This window comes from Paenibacillus sp. FSL K6-1217, assembly GCF_045040735.1.
GTDB lineage: Bacteria > Bacillota > Bacilli > Paenibacillales > Paenibacillaceae > Paenibacillus_AQ.
In genome coordinates, this window is the sequence record NZ_CP150271.1 from 2,903,196 (window position 1) to 2,921,671 (window position 18,476).

Annotated in this window: 17 protein-coding genes; 6 read left to right on the plus strand and 11 right to left on the minus strand. The window is 52.6% G+C overall.

Annotation, left to right across the window (positions count from 1 at the left end):
• Positions 1–64: 64 nt before the first annotated feature.
• Positions 65–958, plus strand: coding sequence for an NAD-dependent epimerase/dehydratase family protein (locus tag MHH28_RS12930; protein ID WP_405115477.1), 894 nt, complete (start codon positions 65–67; stop codon positions 956–958).
• 75 nt (positions 959–1,033) lie between these two features.
• Here the strand turns inward: MHH28_RS12930 and MHH28_RS12935 are convergent, their stop codons facing one another.
• The 4 genes from MHH28_RS12935 to MHH28_RS12950 all read right to left on the minus strand — a co-directional run bounded on the left by MHH28_RS12935 (position 1,034) and on the right by MHH28_RS12950 (position 5,818).
• Positions 1,034–1,741 carry a response regulator gene (locus tag MHH28_RS12935; RefSeq protein WP_405115479.1) on the minus strand — a complete coding sequence of 236 codons (708 nt, stop codon included), beginning with the start codon at positions 1,739–1,741 and terminating at the stop codon, positions 1,034–1,036.
• 57 nt (positions 1,742–1,798) lie between these two features.
• Positions 1,799–3,409, minus strand: coding sequence for a DcuS/MalK family sensor histidine kinase (gene dcuS / locus MHH28_RS12940; RefSeq protein WP_405115481.1), 1,611 nt, complete (start codon positions 3,407–3,409; stop codon positions 1,799–1,801).
• Positions 3,410–3,494: 85 nt separating this feature from the next.
• A complete protein-coding gene (locus MHH28_RS12945; RefSeq protein ID WP_405115483.1) occupies positions 3,495–5,084 on the minus strand; it encodes a diguanylate cyclase in 1,590 nt (529 codons plus the stop codon).
• 176 nt (positions 5,085–5,260) lie between these two features.
• The gene (locus tag MHH28_RS12950; protein WP_405115485.1) at positions 5,261–5,818 is read right to left on the minus strand and encodes a 5' nucleotidase, NT5C type; all 558 of its coding nucleotides are present in this window, start codon (positions 5,816–5,818) and stop codon (positions 5,261–5,263) included.
• Positions 5,819–6,011: 193 nt separating this feature from the next.
• Between MHH28_RS12950 and MHH28_RS12955 the strand changes: the two genes are divergently transcribed.
• Both MHH28_RS12955 and MHH28_RS12960 read left to right on the plus strand, forming a co-directional pair.
• Complete coding sequence (locus MHH28_RS12955) at positions 6,012–7,085, plus strand: NAD-dependent epimerase/dehydratase family protein (protein WP_405115487.1); 1,074 nt, start codon at positions 6,012–6,014, stop codon at positions 7,083–7,085.
• Positions 7,082–7,999 carry an FkbM family methyltransferase gene (locus tag MHH28_RS12960; RefSeq protein ID WP_405115489.1) on the plus strand — a complete coding sequence of 306 codons (918 nt, stop codon included), beginning with the start codon at positions 7,082–7,084 and terminating at the stop codon, positions 7,997–7,999. The genes MHH28_RS12955 and MHH28_RS12960 overlap by 4 nt, the downstream gene beginning before the upstream one ends.
• A 106-nt stretch (positions 8,000–8,105) precedes the next feature.
• Here MHH28_RS12960 and MHH28_RS12965 read toward each other — a convergent pair whose 3' ends face one another.
• Positions 8,106–8,255, minus strand: coding sequence for a lmo0937 family membrane protein (locus MHH28_RS12965; protein ID WP_405115491.1), 150 nt, complete (start codon positions 8,253–8,255; stop codon positions 8,106–8,108).
• Positions 8,256–8,431: 176 nt separating this feature from the next.
• Here MHH28_RS12965 and MHH28_RS12970 point away from each other — a divergent pair, with 176 nt between their 5' ends.
• Positions 8,432–9,457 (plus strand): alpha/beta fold hydrolase, encoded by a 1,026-nt coding sequence (locus MHH28_RS12970; protein WP_405115493.1) that lies wholly within the window; start codon positions 8,432–8,434, stop codon positions 9,455–9,457.
• Between the two features lies 1 nt (position 9,458).
• On the opposite strand, the gene MHH28_RS12975 is transcribed toward MHH28_RS12970, so the two are convergent.
• The 4 genes from MHH28_RS12975 to MHH28_RS12990 all read right to left on the minus strand — a co-directional run bounded on the left by MHH28_RS12975 (position 9,459) and on the right by MHH28_RS12990 (position 12,847).
• Positions 9,459–10,115 (minus strand): class I SAM-dependent methyltransferase, encoded by a 657-nt coding sequence (locus tag MHH28_RS12975; RefSeq protein ID WP_405115495.1) that lies wholly within the window; start codon positions 10,113–10,115, stop codon positions 9,459–9,461.
• 144 nt (positions 10,116–10,259) lie between these two features.
• Entirely contained in the window at positions 10,260–10,916 is a 657-nt protein-coding gene (locus MHH28_RS12980; RefSeq protein ID WP_405115497.1) for a class I SAM-dependent methyltransferase, read from the minus strand.
• A gap of 141 nt (positions 10,917–11,057) precedes the next feature.
• Positions 11,058–12,347, minus strand: a complete 1,290-nt coding sequence (locus tag MHH28_RS12985) for an MFS transporter (RefSeq protein WP_405115499.1) — start codon at positions 12,345–12,347, stop codon at positions 11,058–11,060.
• Positions 12,348–12,391: 44 nt separating this feature from the next.
• The gene (locus tag MHH28_RS12990) at positions 12,392–12,847 is read right to left on the minus strand and encodes a CBO0543 family protein (protein ID WP_405115501.1); all 456 of its coding nucleotides are present in this window, start codon (positions 12,845–12,847) and stop codon (positions 12,392–12,394) included.
• Positions 12,848–13,011: 164 nt separating this feature from the next.
• On the opposite strand from MHH28_RS12990, the gene MHH28_RS12995 reads away from it, so the two are divergent.
• Together MHH28_RS12995 and MHH28_RS13000 are read left to right on the plus strand one after the other, a co-directional pair.
• Positions 13,012–13,533, plus strand: a complete 522-nt coding sequence (locus tag MHH28_RS12995; RefSeq protein ID WP_405115503.1) for a DUF3231 family protein — start codon at positions 13,012–13,014, stop codon at positions 13,531–13,533.
• Between the two features lie 134 nt (positions 13,534–13,667).
• On the plus strand, positions 13,668–14,279 hold the full coding sequence (locus MHH28_RS13000) for a LysE family transporter (protein ID WP_405115505.1): 612 nt from the start codon (positions 13,668–13,670) through the stop codon (positions 14,277–14,279).
• Here MHH28_RS13000 and MHH28_RS13005 read toward each other — a convergent pair.
• Both MHH28_RS13005 and MHH28_RS13010 read right to left on the minus strand, forming a co-directional pair.
• Positions 14,276–15,607 (minus strand): amino acid permease, encoded by a 1,332-nt coding sequence (locus MHH28_RS13005; protein WP_405115507.1) that lies wholly within the window; start codon positions 15,605–15,607, stop codon positions 14,276–14,278. The two genes, MHH28_RS13000 and MHH28_RS13005, sit on opposite strands and share 4 nt — an antisense overlap.
• Positions 15,608–16,465: 858 nt before the next feature.
• Positions 16,466–17,632 carry a DUF4573 domain-containing protein gene (locus MHH28_RS13010; protein ID WP_405117056.1) on the minus strand — a complete coding sequence of 389 codons (1,167 nt, stop codon included), beginning with the start codon at positions 17,630–17,632 and terminating at the stop codon, positions 16,466–16,468.
• Positions 17,633–18,476: the final 844 nt, after the last annotated feature.

The window sequence follows — 18,476 nt, forward strand, 5'->3', positions numbered from 1 at the left end:
GAATGAATCGGCCTGATTCAACATAAATTTAGTCAAGAAACTTTTTAAGAGACGGGAGAAAAGGATGAGCAGAAGGGCTATTGTAACCGGTGCTACAGGGTTTGTTGGATCGAATTTAGTCCGGAGGTTAATTGAAGATGGTTGGCAGGTCAGTATTATTACACGTGATAATTCTAACTTTGATAAATTAGACGGACTTGAAGGGCAGATTTCTGCGTTTACTTACGATGGTGCGGTTGAAAGAATGCTGGAGATTTTTTCAATTGTGAAACCGGATATTGTCTTTCATACTGCTGCATTAGTTTTAACAGATCATCAGCCTGATCAGATTGATGCGCTTATCCGAAGTAATATTCTCTTTGGAACACATTTATTAGAGGCAATGGATAAAAATCAGGTTAACAAGATGATTAATACGGGGACCTCATGGCAACATTTTGAGGATGCTGAATATGATCCGGTATGTCTCTACGCAGCCACCAAACAAGCTTTCGAAGCCATTCTGGCCTATTACTCTAATGTAAAAGGGATTAAAATTATAACCCTGAAACTGCTTGATAATTATGGTGCAGGTGATACTAGACCCAAGTTGTTAGCACTTCTGAATAAGCTAAGACAATCTACTAACCAAACCTTAGGAATGACCAAAGGAGAGCAAATCATAAATTTGGTACATATCCGAGATGTAATTAATGCCTACCTGGTAAGTGCAGAGCGTTTGTTAAATAATTGGGTACAAGAATATGAATCATACAGTGTCTCAACGGAGGAGATGCTCTCGGTTAAACAATTGGTTGAATTAATCGAGGAGATTTTGGAATTGAAGCTTCCCATTGAATGGGGTGCAAGGCCCTATAGAGAACGTGAAGTCATGATTCCTTGGAGCAGTGAACTCAAATTACCCGGCTGGGAACCTGAAATCAGCTTAAGAGCAGGATTACAAGAGTATTTATCTTGAACGCTGCGGTATAGCGTAACCCAAAAAGCTCCGCCGCAGTTTACGGCAGGAGCTTCAGCTAGTTATTCAGCTAGTTTAGATGTAATTGGTAATCAGCGCTTTGCCGTTCGGGGCGATCCGGTACTTCTGTACTGGTCTGCCAATGCTGCCATAGACGAGGTCCATCTCCAGCACGCCCATCTCCGTCAGCCCGACCAAGTACTTCCCGGCGGAGACGCGCGAGATACCGGATACCGCCGAGATGTCCTCGGCGGAGAACAGTTCGCTGCCGCAGGCTTCGACGGCACGCCAGATGGTCTGGAGCGTCTGCCGGGTGAAGCCCTTCGCCAGCTCCTGCGAAGACGTCCGTTCCTGCTTGAATCTCGCCAGCCTGTCCAGCTCCGACTGGTTCAGCCGCTCCTGGCTGCGGAACAGCCGGTTCTGTTCCCTGTATCCATTCAACGCTGCCCGGAGCCTGGAGAACTCAAACGGCTTGATCAGGTAGTCCACCGCCCCGTTCTGCAATGCTTCCTGGATGCTCTCCTTGTCGCTAGCCGCCGAGATCACGATGACATCGATCTTCACGCCTCTGCGCCGGATCTCGGACAGCAGCTCCAGCCCGTTGCTCTCCTTCATGTAAATATCCAGCAGGATCAGGTCATACGCCTGCTGCTCCAGCAGCTCCAGCACTTCTCCCGCCGAGCTGGCCCATCCACCGGCACGGAAGCCCTCCACCTGCTCCAAATAGAACTTGTTCATCTCCGATACCATGGGATCATCTTCAACAATAAGTACTTTGATCATTATGGGCTCTCCACCCTCTTCCTGAATTATCCCCACTCTTCATCATTCTCGTATGCTTCACGCGTTATTATCACTCTTCGCCAGATAAGGAATCTGCACCGTACATTCGGTCCCTTCCCCTATCCGGCTGTCATACGTAATCGTCCCGCCCAGCTTGACCACACTCCGGTGCACCAGATACAGCCCGACGCCCCGGTCCTTGCCTTTGGTCGAATAACCCTGTTCAAACAGGTGAGACCCGTCCTCTGCAGAGATGCCCGGCCCGTTATCACTGACCTGGAGTGTAAGCAGGTTGTCCTGATGCCGGAACCCCATCTCGATCTGCTTGTTGTCCACGCCTTGCAGCGCCTCCAGCGCATTGTCCAGCAGGTTGCCTGCTATCGTGACCAGCTCCCGCGCCACCTCGTGATCCGCTGCTTCAGGCAGCTTACCGTCATCCCGGATCACCAGCCGCACATCGGCCTCTCTGATTCTGCTGAGCTTGCCGAGCAGGAACCCGACCATCACCGGGTCTTTGACCAGCCGGACCACCGAGTCCGCCTCCGTCTGGATGCTCTGTACAATATCCGTGAGGTATTCCTCCAGCCGCCCGTAGCTGCGCATGTTGGTCAGCCCCATGATGACATGCAGCTTGTTCATGAACTCATGGGTCTGGGCACGCAGCGCCTCGGCATACAGGGAGATGCCGGAGAGCCGCTCCATCAGTATACTGATCTCGGTCTTGTCACGGAACGTGGCAATGGCGCCTTCGATAATTCCGTTCACCCGGACTGGAACCACATTCACCAGCAGTGTGATGCCGCTCTGCTCCACTTCTTTGTCCTGCAAGGCTTCTCCGGTATCCAGCACCGTCTCCATCCGCAGCAGCGGCCAGAATTGCCCCACCTGCCTGCCGACCGGTTCCTGGCTCAAGCCGACGCTGCCCATCAGCCTGCGGGCTTCGGCATTCACCAGGGTAATCCGCGATTCCTTGTCAACGGCCAGAATCCCCTCCTTGGCCGATTGGAGCATGGCGCTGCGCTCCTCCAATAGTTTCGCGATCTCTCCCGGCTCCATACCGAACATCATCCGCTTGATTTTGCGGGCCAGCAGGACGGCACCGAATATCCCCATCAGCCCGCCGAACAGGATGCCCGAGAAGATAATCCAGCGGTTCTGCTGAACGGCTGAACGGACGCTGCCCAGGGATATGCCTACAGCTACTGCTCCCGCCTGCTTGCCATCAGGAGCGAATATAGGTGAGAACGCTCTCACAGAATAACCGAGCGAGCCTTCAGCCACGGAGATAGTCTCCTTGCCGTGCAGCGCGTCCGTCTCATCTCCACCCATGAAATGCTTGCCGATCAGCGCCGGATCAGGATGGGAACGGCGGATGCCTCCCATATCCATCACCACCACGAATTGAACATCATTGATGGCGCTGATATCGGCTGCATAACGCTGGATGCTGCCAGAATCCGCCTTTGCAAGCAGCCCGTCCACCACCCCCGGTGTGCGGGAGACCGTACGGGCAATGGTGATGGCCTTATTCTCCAGGGAAGCCCGGGCTTCTTCGGAGAATCTCATGCCGAACATTACATACACAATCAGCAGCACCAGCACGACGATCAGGCAGATCATCAGGGTGATGGTGGTCTGAAGGCGCAATCTTTTTTTGCCAATTCTCACAATGCTCCACCTTCAGGAAATTATTCTCGATTATATCGCAAAAGCTGCCAAAGCGCGATAGCTCCTGTTCAGCCTTCCATCTGTGCTATTGCGCAATCACCGACTGGTTCCGCCCTCTGCTCTTCGCCAGATACAGGGCCTGATCCGCCTTCACAAGCAGTCCCGCGAGGTCAGTGGCATGCGAAGGATAGTGGGCAATTCCCTGCGAAATCGTAAGCTGCGCCGCAATCGGAGCCTGGCTCCGTTCAACCGCAAGCCGGATTCGCTCAGCAGCGCTGAAGGCTTCAGCAGGCGTGGTCCGGGCCAGCAGAATCACGAATTCTTCCCCGCCATAGCGGTAACAGATATCATCCGGCCGAAGCGAGGTTACAATGACCCGGACGACATGCTTCAGCACTTCATCGCCCACATTATGGCCGTAGGTGTCATTGACGAGCTTGAACTTGTCGATATCCAGCATTACAAGTGAAAAGGAGCCGCTGGAGCTCATCCGCTGGGTAATCGTATGTTCCAGGGATCTGCGGTTCATCAGACCGGTCAGCGCATCCGTAACGGCTTCATGGGTCAACTGCTCGGTCTGCTGCTGGATATTGGCCAGGGCAAGCGACACACCGTCAGTCAGCAGATACGCCTCCCGGCTCCAATACCGCTTCGCTTCCTGCAGCTCGATCTGTTCCTTGCCCATCCTACTGACCACATCTGCCAGATAGACAAAAGGACGCGCAAACTTGCGTGCCAGTAGAATAACCCCCAGCAGCAGGACAATGAACGGCAAGGAGGAATACCCGATCAGGATTCGAAAATGCCCCATCAGCTCCTTATGAATCTGGCTAATCGGGGAGACTACCACAATGCCCCAGCCATTGGCGGGCACACTGGAGTAACCGGCCAGCATCTCAATGCCCCGGGTGTTAGTGACTGGCTGTTCTCCGCTCTGCTTACTCATCAGCCGCTGCACCACCTCATTCCTGCTGACATCTGTGCCGATCCGTTCTTTATCCGGGTGATACACCAGGTGTCCCTTCGAATCCACAATATAATAATAAACCCCCGAATCATCCTCCTGCCCATTGTCAAAAATCTCCGACAGCACATTATTCTCCTGAAGATAGATGGTACCGCTGAGAATTCCGGCATAGGTACCCGCAGCATCGAAGATCGGCTGGCTCAAAAATACGATTAACCGCTTGGTGTTGGCAGTCAGATAAGGGGAAGAGATATACGGCTTACGGAGTGCTAAGGCTTCCTTGCTATACGTTGAGGTGATGTGCTTGCCCGTGTTTCCCAAGCTGGCAGGTGAGACATTGCGAATGAATCCGCTGGCATCCACCAGGGTGATGGAATTGAAAAAATTGCCGCTGCTGCGCATCAGATCCAGGGAATCATTCACTTGCTGCGGGGGCATAGCTTCTATGTCAGACAGCCTTGCGGCGTTGTATTCCAGCGTCCCGTGCATAGACTGAAACAAGGAATCCATGGTCCTCGACATACGGTCAGCGTTAATATAATTCAGATGAAGCGTGGTCTCCATTAATGACCGCTTCTTGGACTCATAAGAGCCAAGCAGAAGAATACTTGAGGTGAGCAGAACCACCAGCGTCACCAGGCCTGTGAGCAGCGTGGTGAGACTGAGCTTTTGACTGTGACGGAGCTTGTGCTTCAACCTAATATACAAACCTGTAATCCTCCTTGGAGCAAGAAACGCAATAATAGAACCATCATACAGCAAATATGGATAATGTTCGACAACGGATTTATGGCAGAACAGCGGCGGAGCGTCTCCGGGGCACAGCAGAATAACCCCGTGATACGGGGCTTATCTTCAGGCAGTTATTCAAGTTCAGGTTCACCCTACGCCTGCAAAATCTCATCCACCCGCGACATTGCACCCTCCCAGGAGGTCATCAGCGGAAAAGAGTATTGCTCCCGTGCCCTCAGGTTCCACGGATGCGGGATACAGAGCACCTTCTTCCCTGCCTGCACGGCAGGCAGCAGGTTGTGCGGGCCGTCATCTATCAGCAGATCGTAGTCGATCAGATGCTTCCGCTTGCAGGTGAAGAAATTGTCGGCCGGGATATACGGCATATGCTTTTGCAGCCAGTTCCATTTCTCCAGCACCGTCTTCGGGACGGCTGCCGTCACAATAATAACATCATAGGCGTTATGCAACTTCTCCATCTCTTCCACCACATATTCGTCGAACAGCTCCAGCTCCTCGTACAGGCCGGGTCTGCCGAAGAACAGGTCCATGGTGCTGTCCGGATGGCGCAGATGGTCCGTGTTCCAATCCATCATCTCTTCATAGCGAAGCGGATGTGTAGGAAACTGGATGTTGTTGTGGTATATCGCACGTTTGACGAGATGGCAGATGGTATCATCCATATCGACGGCGATGATCGGTTTACGCATTAATTCTCCTCCAAGTACATTTTCATTCATTTTCATTTATTATAGGCAACCTGAGAAGGGGTGTCCAGCCAGACTCACGGGCAATACGGGCTTGTTCCACCTGCTTGGTGCACCAACCGAAAAGTCCAACATTTTCATATTCCGCCAAACCGTTCATATACTATTGTTGTAGGAAAGGAGGTAATACAGCTTAATGAACCCTTCTATTATTGAGGAAGACCTCGAATCCATTCTTGGCAATCACTTACCTTGGCAAGAACTCTCCGGCCGCACAGTACTTATTACTGGAGCCAGCGGCCTGATTCCCTCTTATATGGTGGATACCTGCATGGCCTTGAACAGCAAGCGGCTCCTGAAAGCCCCGGTGCATGTTCTTGCCCTGGTAAGGAATGAATCGGCTGCCAGGAGCAGGTTTGCCCGGTATCAAGATAATCCCAATCTGGAGATTCTGGTTCAGGATGTCTGTGAGCCGGTAAGTTGGCCAGGGCAAGTGGATTTTATTATCCATGCAGCCAGCCAGGCAAGTCCCAAATACTACAGCGTCGACCCGGTAGGCACCTTATCCGCCAATGTGACTGGAACCCTCAATCTGCTTACGCTTGCCAGGGAGAAGCAGGTTCAATCTATGCTTTTCTTAAGTTCAGGTGAAATATACGGAGCGGTACCAGAAGCCTTTATACCCACGAAGGAGGAGGACTGGGGTAACGTCAACCCCATGAGCGTCCGGTCCTGTTATGCGGAGAGCAAGCGAATGGCTGAAACCATGTGCGCCTGCTGGCATCATCAGTATGGCGTTCCCGTGAAGGTAGTGCGTCCTTATCATACTTACGGTCCGGGAATGAAACTGGATGACGGGCGGGTTTTTGCTGACTTCGTCGGCAATATTCTGAACCGCCAAGACATTGTCATGACTAGCGAGGGTACGGCAATACGTGCTTTCTGTTACCTGGCAGATGCCACAGCCGGGTTTTTCACCGTCCTTTTGAAGGGCGTGAGCGCCGAAGCCTATAATATTGGAAACCCCGGCGGAGCAGTCAGCATCTCCGAGCTTGCCTCAACCCTGGTAAATCTATTTCCCGAGTATGGACTTAAGGTAGCAAGAACGACACATTCAGGCCACTATGTTCCCAGTACGATCGACAAGAATATCCCGGATATCACCAAGGCCATGAAGCTTGGCTGGTGTCCTTCGACAGGAATAACAGCTGGTTTTTCAAGAACAATCAGAAGTTTTTCCGCCGATCATAGAAAGGAAGGTACGATATGACAACACCGCTATTCTCAGAAAAACAAGCATTGCTTGAAGGAAGACTCACCAAGCCCGAATTTATTGCAACCATACATGAGAGGTACCACCAGCTCTTATTTGCCTATAGCCATTACATAAAGGAGACCGATATTGCCAGAATTGAAATCACAGATGACAGTGTCATTATGGTCACCAGACAGCATGGCTTTAAGCTACTGTGCAATCCTCATGATCAGAGAACTGTTCCCATCGAAATCCTTAATTTCGGCGCGTACGAGCAGGAAGAACTGGAATGTATCTTTAATCTTCTGTCATCAACCTCCGTCATTCTGGATATAGGGGCCAATTGCGGATATTACTCCCTGCATCTGGCACGCCATTACCCGTCAAGCAAGGTGTACGCCTTCGAGCCTGTCCCTGCCACTTTCGAGAATCTGCAGAGAAATCTGGATTTGAACCATGTTGCCAATGTGACAGCGTATAATGTAGGACTCTCCAATAAGGCTGCTACGCTGCCTATCTATTTCTATAAACAAGGCTCAGGCAACAGTTCATTGCAAAATTTATCGGGCGGTGAAGAGGTCGTACAAGTGGATTGCAAATTCCGTACTTTGGATTCATATATCGAAGAAATACCGGAGCAGATTGATTTCATTAAATGCGATGTGGAAGGCGCCGAGCTGCTCGTGCTGGAGGGAGGACTCGACATGATCAGGAAAAACAAGCCGATCCTGCTGTTTGAGCTACTGCGTAAGTGGGCTGCTAAATTTAACTATCACCCCAATGATGTGCTGCAAATTCTGGAGAAGCTTGATTACGGTTGCTTCGCAGTCGAGTCTGGAAAAATCGCTCCTATCGAAAACATAGAGGATCATACAAATCAAACCAACTTTGTATTCCTGCACAAGGATAAGCATGGTGAATTATTCTAACAAAACCATACAGAATATATTAAAAAAGCACGCCTCATCCTATCTAAGGAAGCGCGTGCTTTTTTGTGCTTTTGTATACCGATTGCATCATAGTGTATTTAAACTGTCATGATCTGCGGGATCGTCCCTTGATCAGGTTAACTACAAACAATACCGCAGCAACAAACAGCAGCAGATGAATCAGATTGCCCATCAGATCAAAAATAACTCCTAACAGCCATACTACAATCACGAGTCCGATTAATCCCCACAGCATAAGCTTACCGCCTTTCTCTTCCGGGTTATTTGTCTCTATCTTACCCGCGTGAAGGAGGGTTCAAACGGAAGCCCGGAAGAATGGAAAACACTTCTGGATTGCTTAATGAAGAGGCAAGCTGTTATACTATTTTTTAATAATACAGTTGTATTAAAAAAGGAGAATAAACAAACATCATGAAAAACTCTTCCAATCACCGGGCCTCCGCCGGCCCCAAATTGCGGGGCAGGCTGCTGAAGCTGCTGCTTATTCTTATATCCTTGTCCGTGCTTATCGCAGGGTCTGGATTCCTGTACGAAGCTACCTCCTCCACATTAGCCGCTAAAGACTATCCCGCACCGGGTAAACTGGTGGATGCCGGGGGCTACAAGCTGCATATCCGGCAGCAGGGTTCCGGTGCCGCCACGATTATCATGGAAGCAGGCAGCGGAGAAACCAGCCTGTCATGGAGAGATATCCCTGACCAGTTAGCGGAAGCAGCTACAGTTGTCACTTACGACCGGGCCGGATATGCCTGGAGTGAACAAGCGGATACCGAACGTACCGGCGCCAACATTGTCCGCGAACTGCATACGGCACTTCAGAATGCCGGCCTTCCCGGACCGTACCTGATGGTCGGACACTCCCTCGGCGGCATGTATGCCCGTCTCTTCACTCAGACCTACCCGGAGGAAGTCACAGGGCTGGTGCTGATTGATGCCAGACCCGAGAATGACGACCGGGAGACGAAGCCGATTCTGGAGGCCGAGCATTATGCCGGCAACCCCTCCGCTTCCATGCTGACGCTGCTCAAACGCTCCGGTGTGCTGCGGCTGTTCCAGGACCAGCTGCTGGAGGGCCTGGTGGCGAAACAGGACCGCGCACAGTTCATCAATGTTATATCCACACCAGCCTATTTTGCCGCCAAGGACCAGGAAGCAGAGCTCGCCAGTACTACCGAAGATGCAATCCGTGGTCAGCACTTCGGCACGCTTCCCGTGAAGATCATTGCCAGGGGTTTGCCTCAGGACTACACTGCGTTTGGGATGTCCGAAGAAGCGGGCCGCCGGCTTGAAGATATCTGGCAGGCGGGCCAGCGCGGCATGCTCAGCCTGTCCTCCGACAGTGAACTGATCGTCGCCGGGAAGAGCGGCCATATGGTGATTCACGATCAGCCGGAGCTGGTCGTCAAGGCTATTCTGAGTGTACTGGAAGAGAAGTAACTTATGGGTACATCGGCTTGATTACATTCCAGTTGGCATGCATATATAAGGTTACCGGGGAACAGCCCTTGGGCATCAGTATGCCAAGTCCGTAGCTGTGCTCGAATTGTAGCGCATAGAACTGCATCTGAAGATTTTCCCACAGCAGGTGTACGCCGAAGTCGTCTTGTAGAGCCGCAATATCATGGAACAGAATAACGCCGTTAGCCGCCAGCTTGGGCAGCCATGACTCATAATCATGCTTGACCGCCTCATAGGTGTGAAGACCGTCAATATGCAGCAGGTCGATGCTCTGGTCCGGAAATTGCTGCTGCGCCTCGTCGAAGGTCATGCGCAGCAAGTGGGAGATTCCGGGATAAAAGGTACCCGCCGCCGATTGCACTGACTGATACAAGGATTCGTCATACAGCCCCGTATGCTTATCGCCCAGCCACGTATCGACGGCATAACATTCCGTGGCAAGTCCATAATCCTTAACCGCCTGACAGAAGGCGAAGTGGGAAGCACCGTAATACGTTCCTAATTCTACGATCCTGCCAGGCTGCATATAACGGACTAAGTCATAAGCGAATCTGCGGTGCCCTTCCCAGGCGGTATTCAGATGCGTCCCCCGTTCATCCGTCTCAAACACTGGCCAGCTGCTATCCCATACGTTCATGTATCCACCTCCTGATGAAACTTCTTTATATATGCCAGTATATTCGGACCCAGTGGATTTGGTTGCAAAAAAGCGGTACAAACCCATGCTCACTTGTAAATGAGCTTGCAGTTTGTACCGCTTATCTTCCGCTATTTCACCGTATTATGGATACAGCGGCTTGATTGTCCCCCATTGTGCCAGCATAGATGCGGTTGCGGTTGAGTAACCTTTAGGAGCTACAATGCCTAGTCCGAAGCAATGGTCAAATTGAACCGCCGGGTAGAGCTGCCGCAATTCGGCCCACAAACGGTAAACGCCGAAGTCGTCTTTTATCACCGTAACATCATGCAGCAGAACTATGCCGTTAACCGCCAGCTTGGGCAGCCATGATTCAAAATCATGTTTGACCGCCTCATAGGTGTGCAGACCATCAATGTGCAGCAGGTCGATGCTTTGGTCCGGAAATTCATTCAGAGCCTCATCGAAGGTCATGCGCAGCAGATGGGAGATTCCCGGGTAAAAGGTCTCCGAGCAGGACTTGACAGATTCAAAAAAGGATTCTTCGTATGTTCCAGAGTGCTTGTCGCCTTCCCATGTATCGACAGCATAACATTCCGTATCCAGTCCATGGTCTTTGACAGCCTGACAGAAGGCGAAATGGGAAGTCCCGTAATACGTTCCCAACTCGACCATCTTCCCGGGCTTCAAATACCTCATCAAATCGTATCCGAACCTGCGGTGGCCTTCCCAGGCGGTATAGATATGCGTTCCCCGCACATCTGTTTCAAAAACAGGCCTGCTGCTATCCCAACCATTCATTGGTTTCCCTCCTAATCAAATCACTATCGGCTAACCCTGAAGTAAATACTCCATATAAGTTAGTCTATTCGGAGGGAGAAGGATTAGAATCCTTACGGTCCGCAAAATCCGGTAAAACCGGTGTCAGTTATCACCACACAATTACCGCGCACGCTGGCGCAGCAGATTCTTTTTCTTCGCCTTGAACGAGCTGCGCTCCGGCTGGTCTCCGCCTTCGGAATCCTCCTTGCTTGGCGTTACTGCGAAGAAGGACAACAGACCGCCGACCGCTCCGGCTCCGGCCATGGTGCCGAACAGGACCCAGTGCCCCCGGTTCATCAGCAGGGAGACCAACGGCGGCCCCAGCGCCACCCCGATGAAGCGCATACTGCTGTATAAGGAAGTGATCGTGCCCCGGTTGTCCTGCTCAATGCCTTCCGTAATCAACGCATCCATACAAGGAAGCACCACACCTATTCCGATCCCGCTTAAGCTGAGGAAGCCGACCATGAAATAGATATTCGCGTTAAAGCCGGTAATCACCATGGCAGCCGTCAGCACAGCCATGCCTCCGAAGCCGAGCCATTTCATGAGCAGCTTGTTTTTGCCGATGATTTTGCCGCTTCCGTAGGAAGCCAGACACAGCAACGCAAGCGGAATAGCCAGTACAAACCCTTTATAGGCTCCATGCAGATTATATTGGGATTCCAGAATCTCCGATAAATAGAACAGCACCCCGAAGGTAGCGAACATACAGATTCCGCCAATGGCAAAGATGGCGTAAAGCCAGCGGCCTTTTTCATGCAGAACTTCTTTAATACCGGTCAGGAATTGCTTGAGGCTGGTAATCCCGGCTTCCGGCTCTTTCTGTGGCTTCTTGACGAGAATAAGCATCAGTATAAAGGAAATCAGGCACAAGGCTGGAATAGCGATAAAAGGGGCGTACCACAGCAATGTGCCCAGATATGCCCCCAGAATCGGACTGAGTACTTTGCCGAAGGTGTTGGAGGTCTCAATAATCCCAAGCCCCCTGCTAACCTGTGACTCATCCTTGAACAGATCGCCTACGAACGGGATAACAATCGGAAAGGCGCCTGCCGCTCCAACCCCCTGGACGAACCGTCCGGCAAGAATGATCCAATAGGCAGTGTCGCCCGTGAAGAACCAGGCTGCGGCAACACATCCGGCTCCGCCCAGGGCGGCCAGGATCAGGCTGGGCAGAATGACCTTTTTCCGTCCGAAGCGGTCGGATAAATACCCGGCAACCGGAATCATCAGAATGGCGATCAGGCCATAGACCGTGATAATCATACTGACTTTGAATGCACTGACCCCCAGCTGCTTGGAAATCTGCGGCAGAATCGGCAGCAGCATGGAGTTGCCCAGTGTCATAATCAGCGGGATGGAAGCAAGAGCAATTAATGCCCCTTTGGACCCTTGTGACCCTTTCATAGACGGACCACCTTCCTTTATATTCACACCCTGTTTATTGTGGTTCAATTGCCCTGATTTATACCCCGTGACCAGAAACAGCGGTACCAGCCATAGCACAGTGAACAGGCGAGCACATAAGACACATAGGTCCACCCTATGTTCCAGCCTCTGTCATAAGTCACTTTCCCGGCAAGCACCAGAGATAATTCAAACATGGTTTTGCCAGTTGAGAACAAGGGGATAAGCAACCATGGATTGACAGAGGATCTTCTAACTGTGTAGAGGAGCAGGCAAGAAATAACCGGAAACACCCCAAGATTATAGGGGATAAATGCAAGAATTCCTGCCCCGGCAGGCGTTATACTCCACCACCTCATGTGGTGCCCGATCTCATCGAATATAAAGGCAATGACACTGGCGAAGGGTCCGATATGAAGAAAAACGAATTTGTCTTTTCTGATGAAGAAACTCCCGACCAGCCACGGAAGCACCCATCCTATGATTACATTGACAACCATTTGATTTGCCCCCTCCATTTCAGCTCCACATCTTGTCTATTATGAGAAAGGGAGCCGCCGTTTATCCTTCACACAATTTTCTGGGCCAGCAATGAAATATCTGTGTTGATGTGGGTATGCTATTCCATGTTCTACATCCAACCCAAGTAAAGGAGCACACACACATGACAGGAATTCTAGGCGGTAACCCCAAGGAAGAACCGATGCATTATGGAGAGATCTATGCAGTATGGCAGGCGTCAATGGTTGCCAAGGGAGCGATATCCTGCTACAGAGCCTATATGTATCACGCCGGCGATAGTGATCTCAAGAAAATTCTGGCCGCAATGATTGATCAGGCGGAGCTGGAGGTCAGTGAGTGCGACGAGCTGCTGTCCGAGCAGGGCCTGGCTTCCGCCCCGGTCATGCCGAACCGGCCTGAAGCCCGGCTGGAGGATATTCCGGTTGGCGCACGGTTTGCTGACCCTGAGATTGCAGCCATGGTGGCGGCGGATCTTGCCGTTGGACTGGTAGCCTGCAGTCAGGCCATGGCCCAATCCATCCGCGAGGATATCGGAGCGTTATTCGCCAAATATCATCTCACCAAAGCGGCCATCGGTGTGAAGAACCTGCATCTGCTTAAGAAAAAAGGCTGGCTGATTCCCCCGCCGCTGCTGGTTAAAAGACCCGAAGCCGTCAACGTGTAAAACCTGCCGCTTTCCTTACAGCAAGAGGCCCGCGATCTTTCGCGGGCCTTCTTCAGGTTGTCCTATATTCGCCTCCAGCTGAATATGCTATCTATATAAAGGAGGAGGACAACATTAACATTTTCATTGGTTATATGATTCTGGGGTTATCCTTGTCAGCGCCAATCGGCCCCATTAATGCTGCCCAATTGGACAAGGGATTGCGCGGAGGCTTCATGCCCGCCTGGGCCGTTGGCCTCGGGGCGATCAGCGCCGATCTTATCTACATGCTGCTTGTATATTTTGGTATGATTCATCTGCTGGATGCTCCGTTTATCCGAGCCTTCCTGTGGCTATTCGGCTTCTTCGTCCTTGTCTATACCGGTGTAGAGAGCATCATGCATTCCGGGGAGATCACGGCCGCAGAGACGAGGGGGAGCGGCGTTCCCCTGTCCAGATCCTTCATGTCCGGGTTCCTCATGTCACTGTTCAATCCCCTCTCCATCCTCTTCTGGCTGGGGATCTACGGCTCCATCCTGGCGAAGGCCGTTAACGAATATCCGGTGCAGCAGCTCTTGGTCTACAGCGGCGCCATTGTCCTCGGTATTCTGCTCTGGGATGTGACCATGGCGGCAGCCTCAAGCATTTTCCGCAAATTCCTGACTACGCGGGTACTAAAGGCTATCTCCGTCTTGTCCGGCCTGTCGTTGGTCGGCTTCGGTCTCTACTTCGGAATAGAGGCTGCACGGCTGCTGTTCTTCCATTAGATAAGGTGCTTGCTGCGGTAATGCTGAACCATCCAGTCACTTAGCGCAATCAAGGCCACAATCAGCAGGCTGATATAGAAGCCCGGACGGCTGAGCTTATGGAACAGGGTGCCGGTGACCGCAGCTACAGTGAGTACAAGCCCGCTCCAGCGCTTCACGCCTCCAAGGAGACTGGGCTTCAGCAGCTTGCCCGAGGAGAGCAGGATGAAGACCCAGTTATAGAGAATCATCAGCCCGGCGGCGGTCGTGATGTATTCATAGACTTTTCCCGGCAGCCACAGCGCCATTATAATGGCCCCCAGCAGACCGGCCGCAATCAGGCACAGGGCGAAGAAGGGGTACTTGTCCTTCCATTTCTTCGCGAATACCTTGGGGGCATCGCCCTCCTGTGCCAGCGTAATCATCATCGAGGTGATCGCATACAGCGAGGCCGTCATCGTAGAGAACCCGGCAATGATCAGCACACCGTTGAACAGATGCGGCACGAAGGCCAGATGATCGCTGCGCAGGGCCAGAACAAACGGACTCTCTTTCGGGTTAAAAGCGCCCAGCGGCACCATGATCACCGCAAGTCCGATAGACAGGATATATACTGCCGCCAGCCCCAGCAGCATCACCTTCCCCGCCTTCGGTGCCTCCTCGGGCTTCTGAAGCCGGTAAGACATAATCCCCAGCACTTCGATCCCGCCATAGGCGTAGAAAGCGAAGATAAAAGCAGACCATAACCCTATGCCCCCAGAGGGGAACAACGCCTTATAGCTCAGCGGCACCTTCGGCTGAAATTTGGCGCCGCCAATCCAGCCTGCCAGAAGTGCGGCGGCAATCGCCAGAAACATAAGAATAGCCGCCACCTTGATGACGGCCAGTACGTTCTCCACCCGGTCGAAGCCCTTATTGCCAAAGAACACAATCAACAGGCTCACCGCAGCATACCCTGCGGCAAAAGCCCACATCGGTACGGCCGGGAACCAGAACCGTGAGAAAATAGACAACGCCGTGAGCTGGCTGCCCATAATCGTCAGCTCCGAGAACCAGTACAGCCATCCGCTTCCGAAGCCCGCCCAGCCTCCGAAGGCCTTCTTGGCATAGGAGCGGAAAGAGCCTTGCTCCGGATGCTCCGCCGTCATCCGGGCCAAGGCATCGAATACTACATAAGTGCCCGCAGCCGCAAGCAAATAAGCGAGCAGCACCGCAGGACCGCCAATCGAAATGGCCAGCCCCGATCCAAGGAAATAACCCGTGCCGATCGTCCCCGCAATGCCCAGCAGACTAAGCTGCCACCACTTTAACTTCTTCTCTTCTTCAGTTGACCCGGATGCTTGCTTCATGAATTCCGTCCTCTTTGTATTCTAGAATGGGAGATTGACGCTCCAATTCTAGCATTCCCTTTGCGTCCGGATTCATGAATTATATTTTCAAACTGATTTTTTAATTTACTTTAAGTGTGCTAATTTGCTTCCCAACGTTAATTTCCGACATATATTAGAGCATCAAAATATCAGGGGAGGTTTTCTTTTGTCCACGCCCAATATACCCAACATCACTCCGTCGAATTCCTTGACGCGGGACGATGCTATTAATCTGTTATTCTCTTCCATTGCTATGGAAGAAATTGGTATGGCTCACATTATAAATACAGAAGGAGAGAAGATTCAGTTCGTGCTCGGCACACTGCCAGGATTAAGCGGTCCACCGGCCACCCTGGCACAGGTAATACAGGTGAATAGCAGCGCTCAAGGATTGTTGAATACCCTCATTCAGCAGCAAATGATACTGGATACCAAGCTTGAAGCGATATCAGAAGTCCCCAGTATGGTAGGTGCGACCGGTCCGGCCGGAACAACGGGCGAGACAAGTGCGGTCACCAGCGTTAACGGACTGACCGGAGCAATTGTGCTGGACCCGGCGGATGTAGGGGCTGTATCCAACTCTGAAGAACCCTCCAACTCCTTTTTAGGAACATTCAACAAGGCCGGAGTCTACAGTTCCAACAATCCCAATGGAGCGCCGCCGCCGGACAGTCCGCCCGTCACACACCCGGCGGTCTGGACCTTATATGTATCTGAGGTTGGAACTTACATTCAGCAGATCTATATCTCTAATCCTGCGCTGTATTACCGCAGCAGTCCGGATGCCGGATATACCTGGACCGTCTGGCAAGAGATTGGCGAACGCGGTGCAACAGGTTATACGGGTATTACAGGCGAAGGAGCAACCGATGCTCCACGAGGGGATACCGGGCTCACAGGAGCAACCAGTGTTACCGGACCCACGGGGCTCACCGGTCTCACGGGGCTCACCGGGGTAATAGGCGTAACAGGACTTACAGGCTTCACGGGCGTGACAGGCGTTACGGGCGCCACCGGGGTTACGGGTGCCACGGGCGTCACCGGCGTCACAGGTGCTACGGGCTTGACTGGGCTCACCGGCGTCACTGGTGTTACGGGCTTGACCGGACTCACCGGCGTGTCCGGACTCACGGGACTCACCGGACTCACCGGGGTTACAGGCAATGCTGGTGTTACGGGCGTGACCGGCGTGACCGGACTCACGGGGCTCACCGGCGTCCCTGGCGTCACAGGCGTCACAGGCTTGACCGGCTTGACAGGCCTCACGGGCCTCACCGGCGTCACGGGTGTTACAGGCGTTACCGGACTCACCGGCTTGACCGGCCTTACAGGCCTCACGGGTGTTACGGGGCTCACCGGTGTGACCGGCGTCACCGGACTCACCGGACTTACGGGGCTCACGGGGCTCACCGGACTCACCGGACTCACAGGTGTCACGGGCATGACTGGTGACATTGGTCTCACAGGCCTCACGGGCTTTACGGGGCTCACCGGTGTGACCGGCGTCACCGGACTCACCGGACTTACGGGGCTCACGGGGCTCACCGGACTCACGGGGCTCACCGGACTCACCGGACTCACCGGGCTCACCGGACTCACGGGTGTGACCGGCGTGACCGGACTCACGGGCTTTACGGGCGTAACCGGCGTCATCACAGGTTCTACCGGCTTGACGGGCGTGACCGGCGTCACGGGCCTCACCGGCTTAACCGGCTTGACCGGCGTCACGGGTGTCACGGGCGTCACGGGCGTCACCGGATTGACCGGACTCACCGGGCTCACCGGGCTCACCGGATTGACCGGCGTCACCGGGTTGACGGGCCTTACCGGTATGACCGGGGCTACGGGGCTCACCGGACTCACCGGTGTCACGGGCGTAACAGGTGTTACGGGCGCCACTGGCTTAACCGGGGCTACAGGATTATCCAATGACTTCGCCAACGCAACGATCATTGCTGTGAATCCTGTTGTTCCTGGAAACTCACCCGTCCCCTTCGACAGCATTATTCCCCTTGGAGGAAGCAACCATATAATCCTTGATCCTGCAACAGGAATATTCACTTTAACCGGCGGCCATATTTATCTGGCCATCTATTCCGTAGGTTCCGAGCAGAATAAGTCCTTCCAGTTCGCTACAGGTGTGGCCCCTGCTGCTCCAACTATATTGATACCAGGAACTCTTACACTGGCAACAAGCGGATCTGATGCTAACCATACTACGTCCGTAATTATTAATCTTCTGACAGAACCGGATACTACCCTGGCAGTACAGAATGCTCAAGGTACAAATGCAACAATCTATACCGACAGATGTCAAGTTACGATTGTGACTCTAGGATAATCTGCAGAATTATCAATCATGGAGGAGGGCTTTATTGTGTCTACACCTGATATTCCGAATATAACTCCATCTATCACCTTGACACGGGATGATGCCGTAACCCTGTTGTTCTCATCAATTGCCATGGAAGAACTCGCTATGGCTCACATTCTGAATGCAGAGGGAGAGAAGATTCAGTTTGCGCTGGGCACGCTTCCAGGGATGACCGGTCCGCCTGCCACTGTGGCACAGATGCTGCAGGTCAACAAGAATGTACATTCCATGATGAATTCTCTCTGGAAGCAGGAAATGATTCTGGATTCCAAATTGAATACCGCCGCTAATCTTACCATTGTCATTGGTCCTTCCGGGCCCGCTGGACCCTCAGGTGCTGCCGGTGGCGCCTTAAGTGTCAACGGCGAGACGGGAACGGTTGTACTGAGCCCTGAGGACATAGAGGCTCTGCCCTTTACCGAAGAGCCATCTGCCAGCCCGCTGGACTCATTCACCGATGCTGGTGTCTACAGC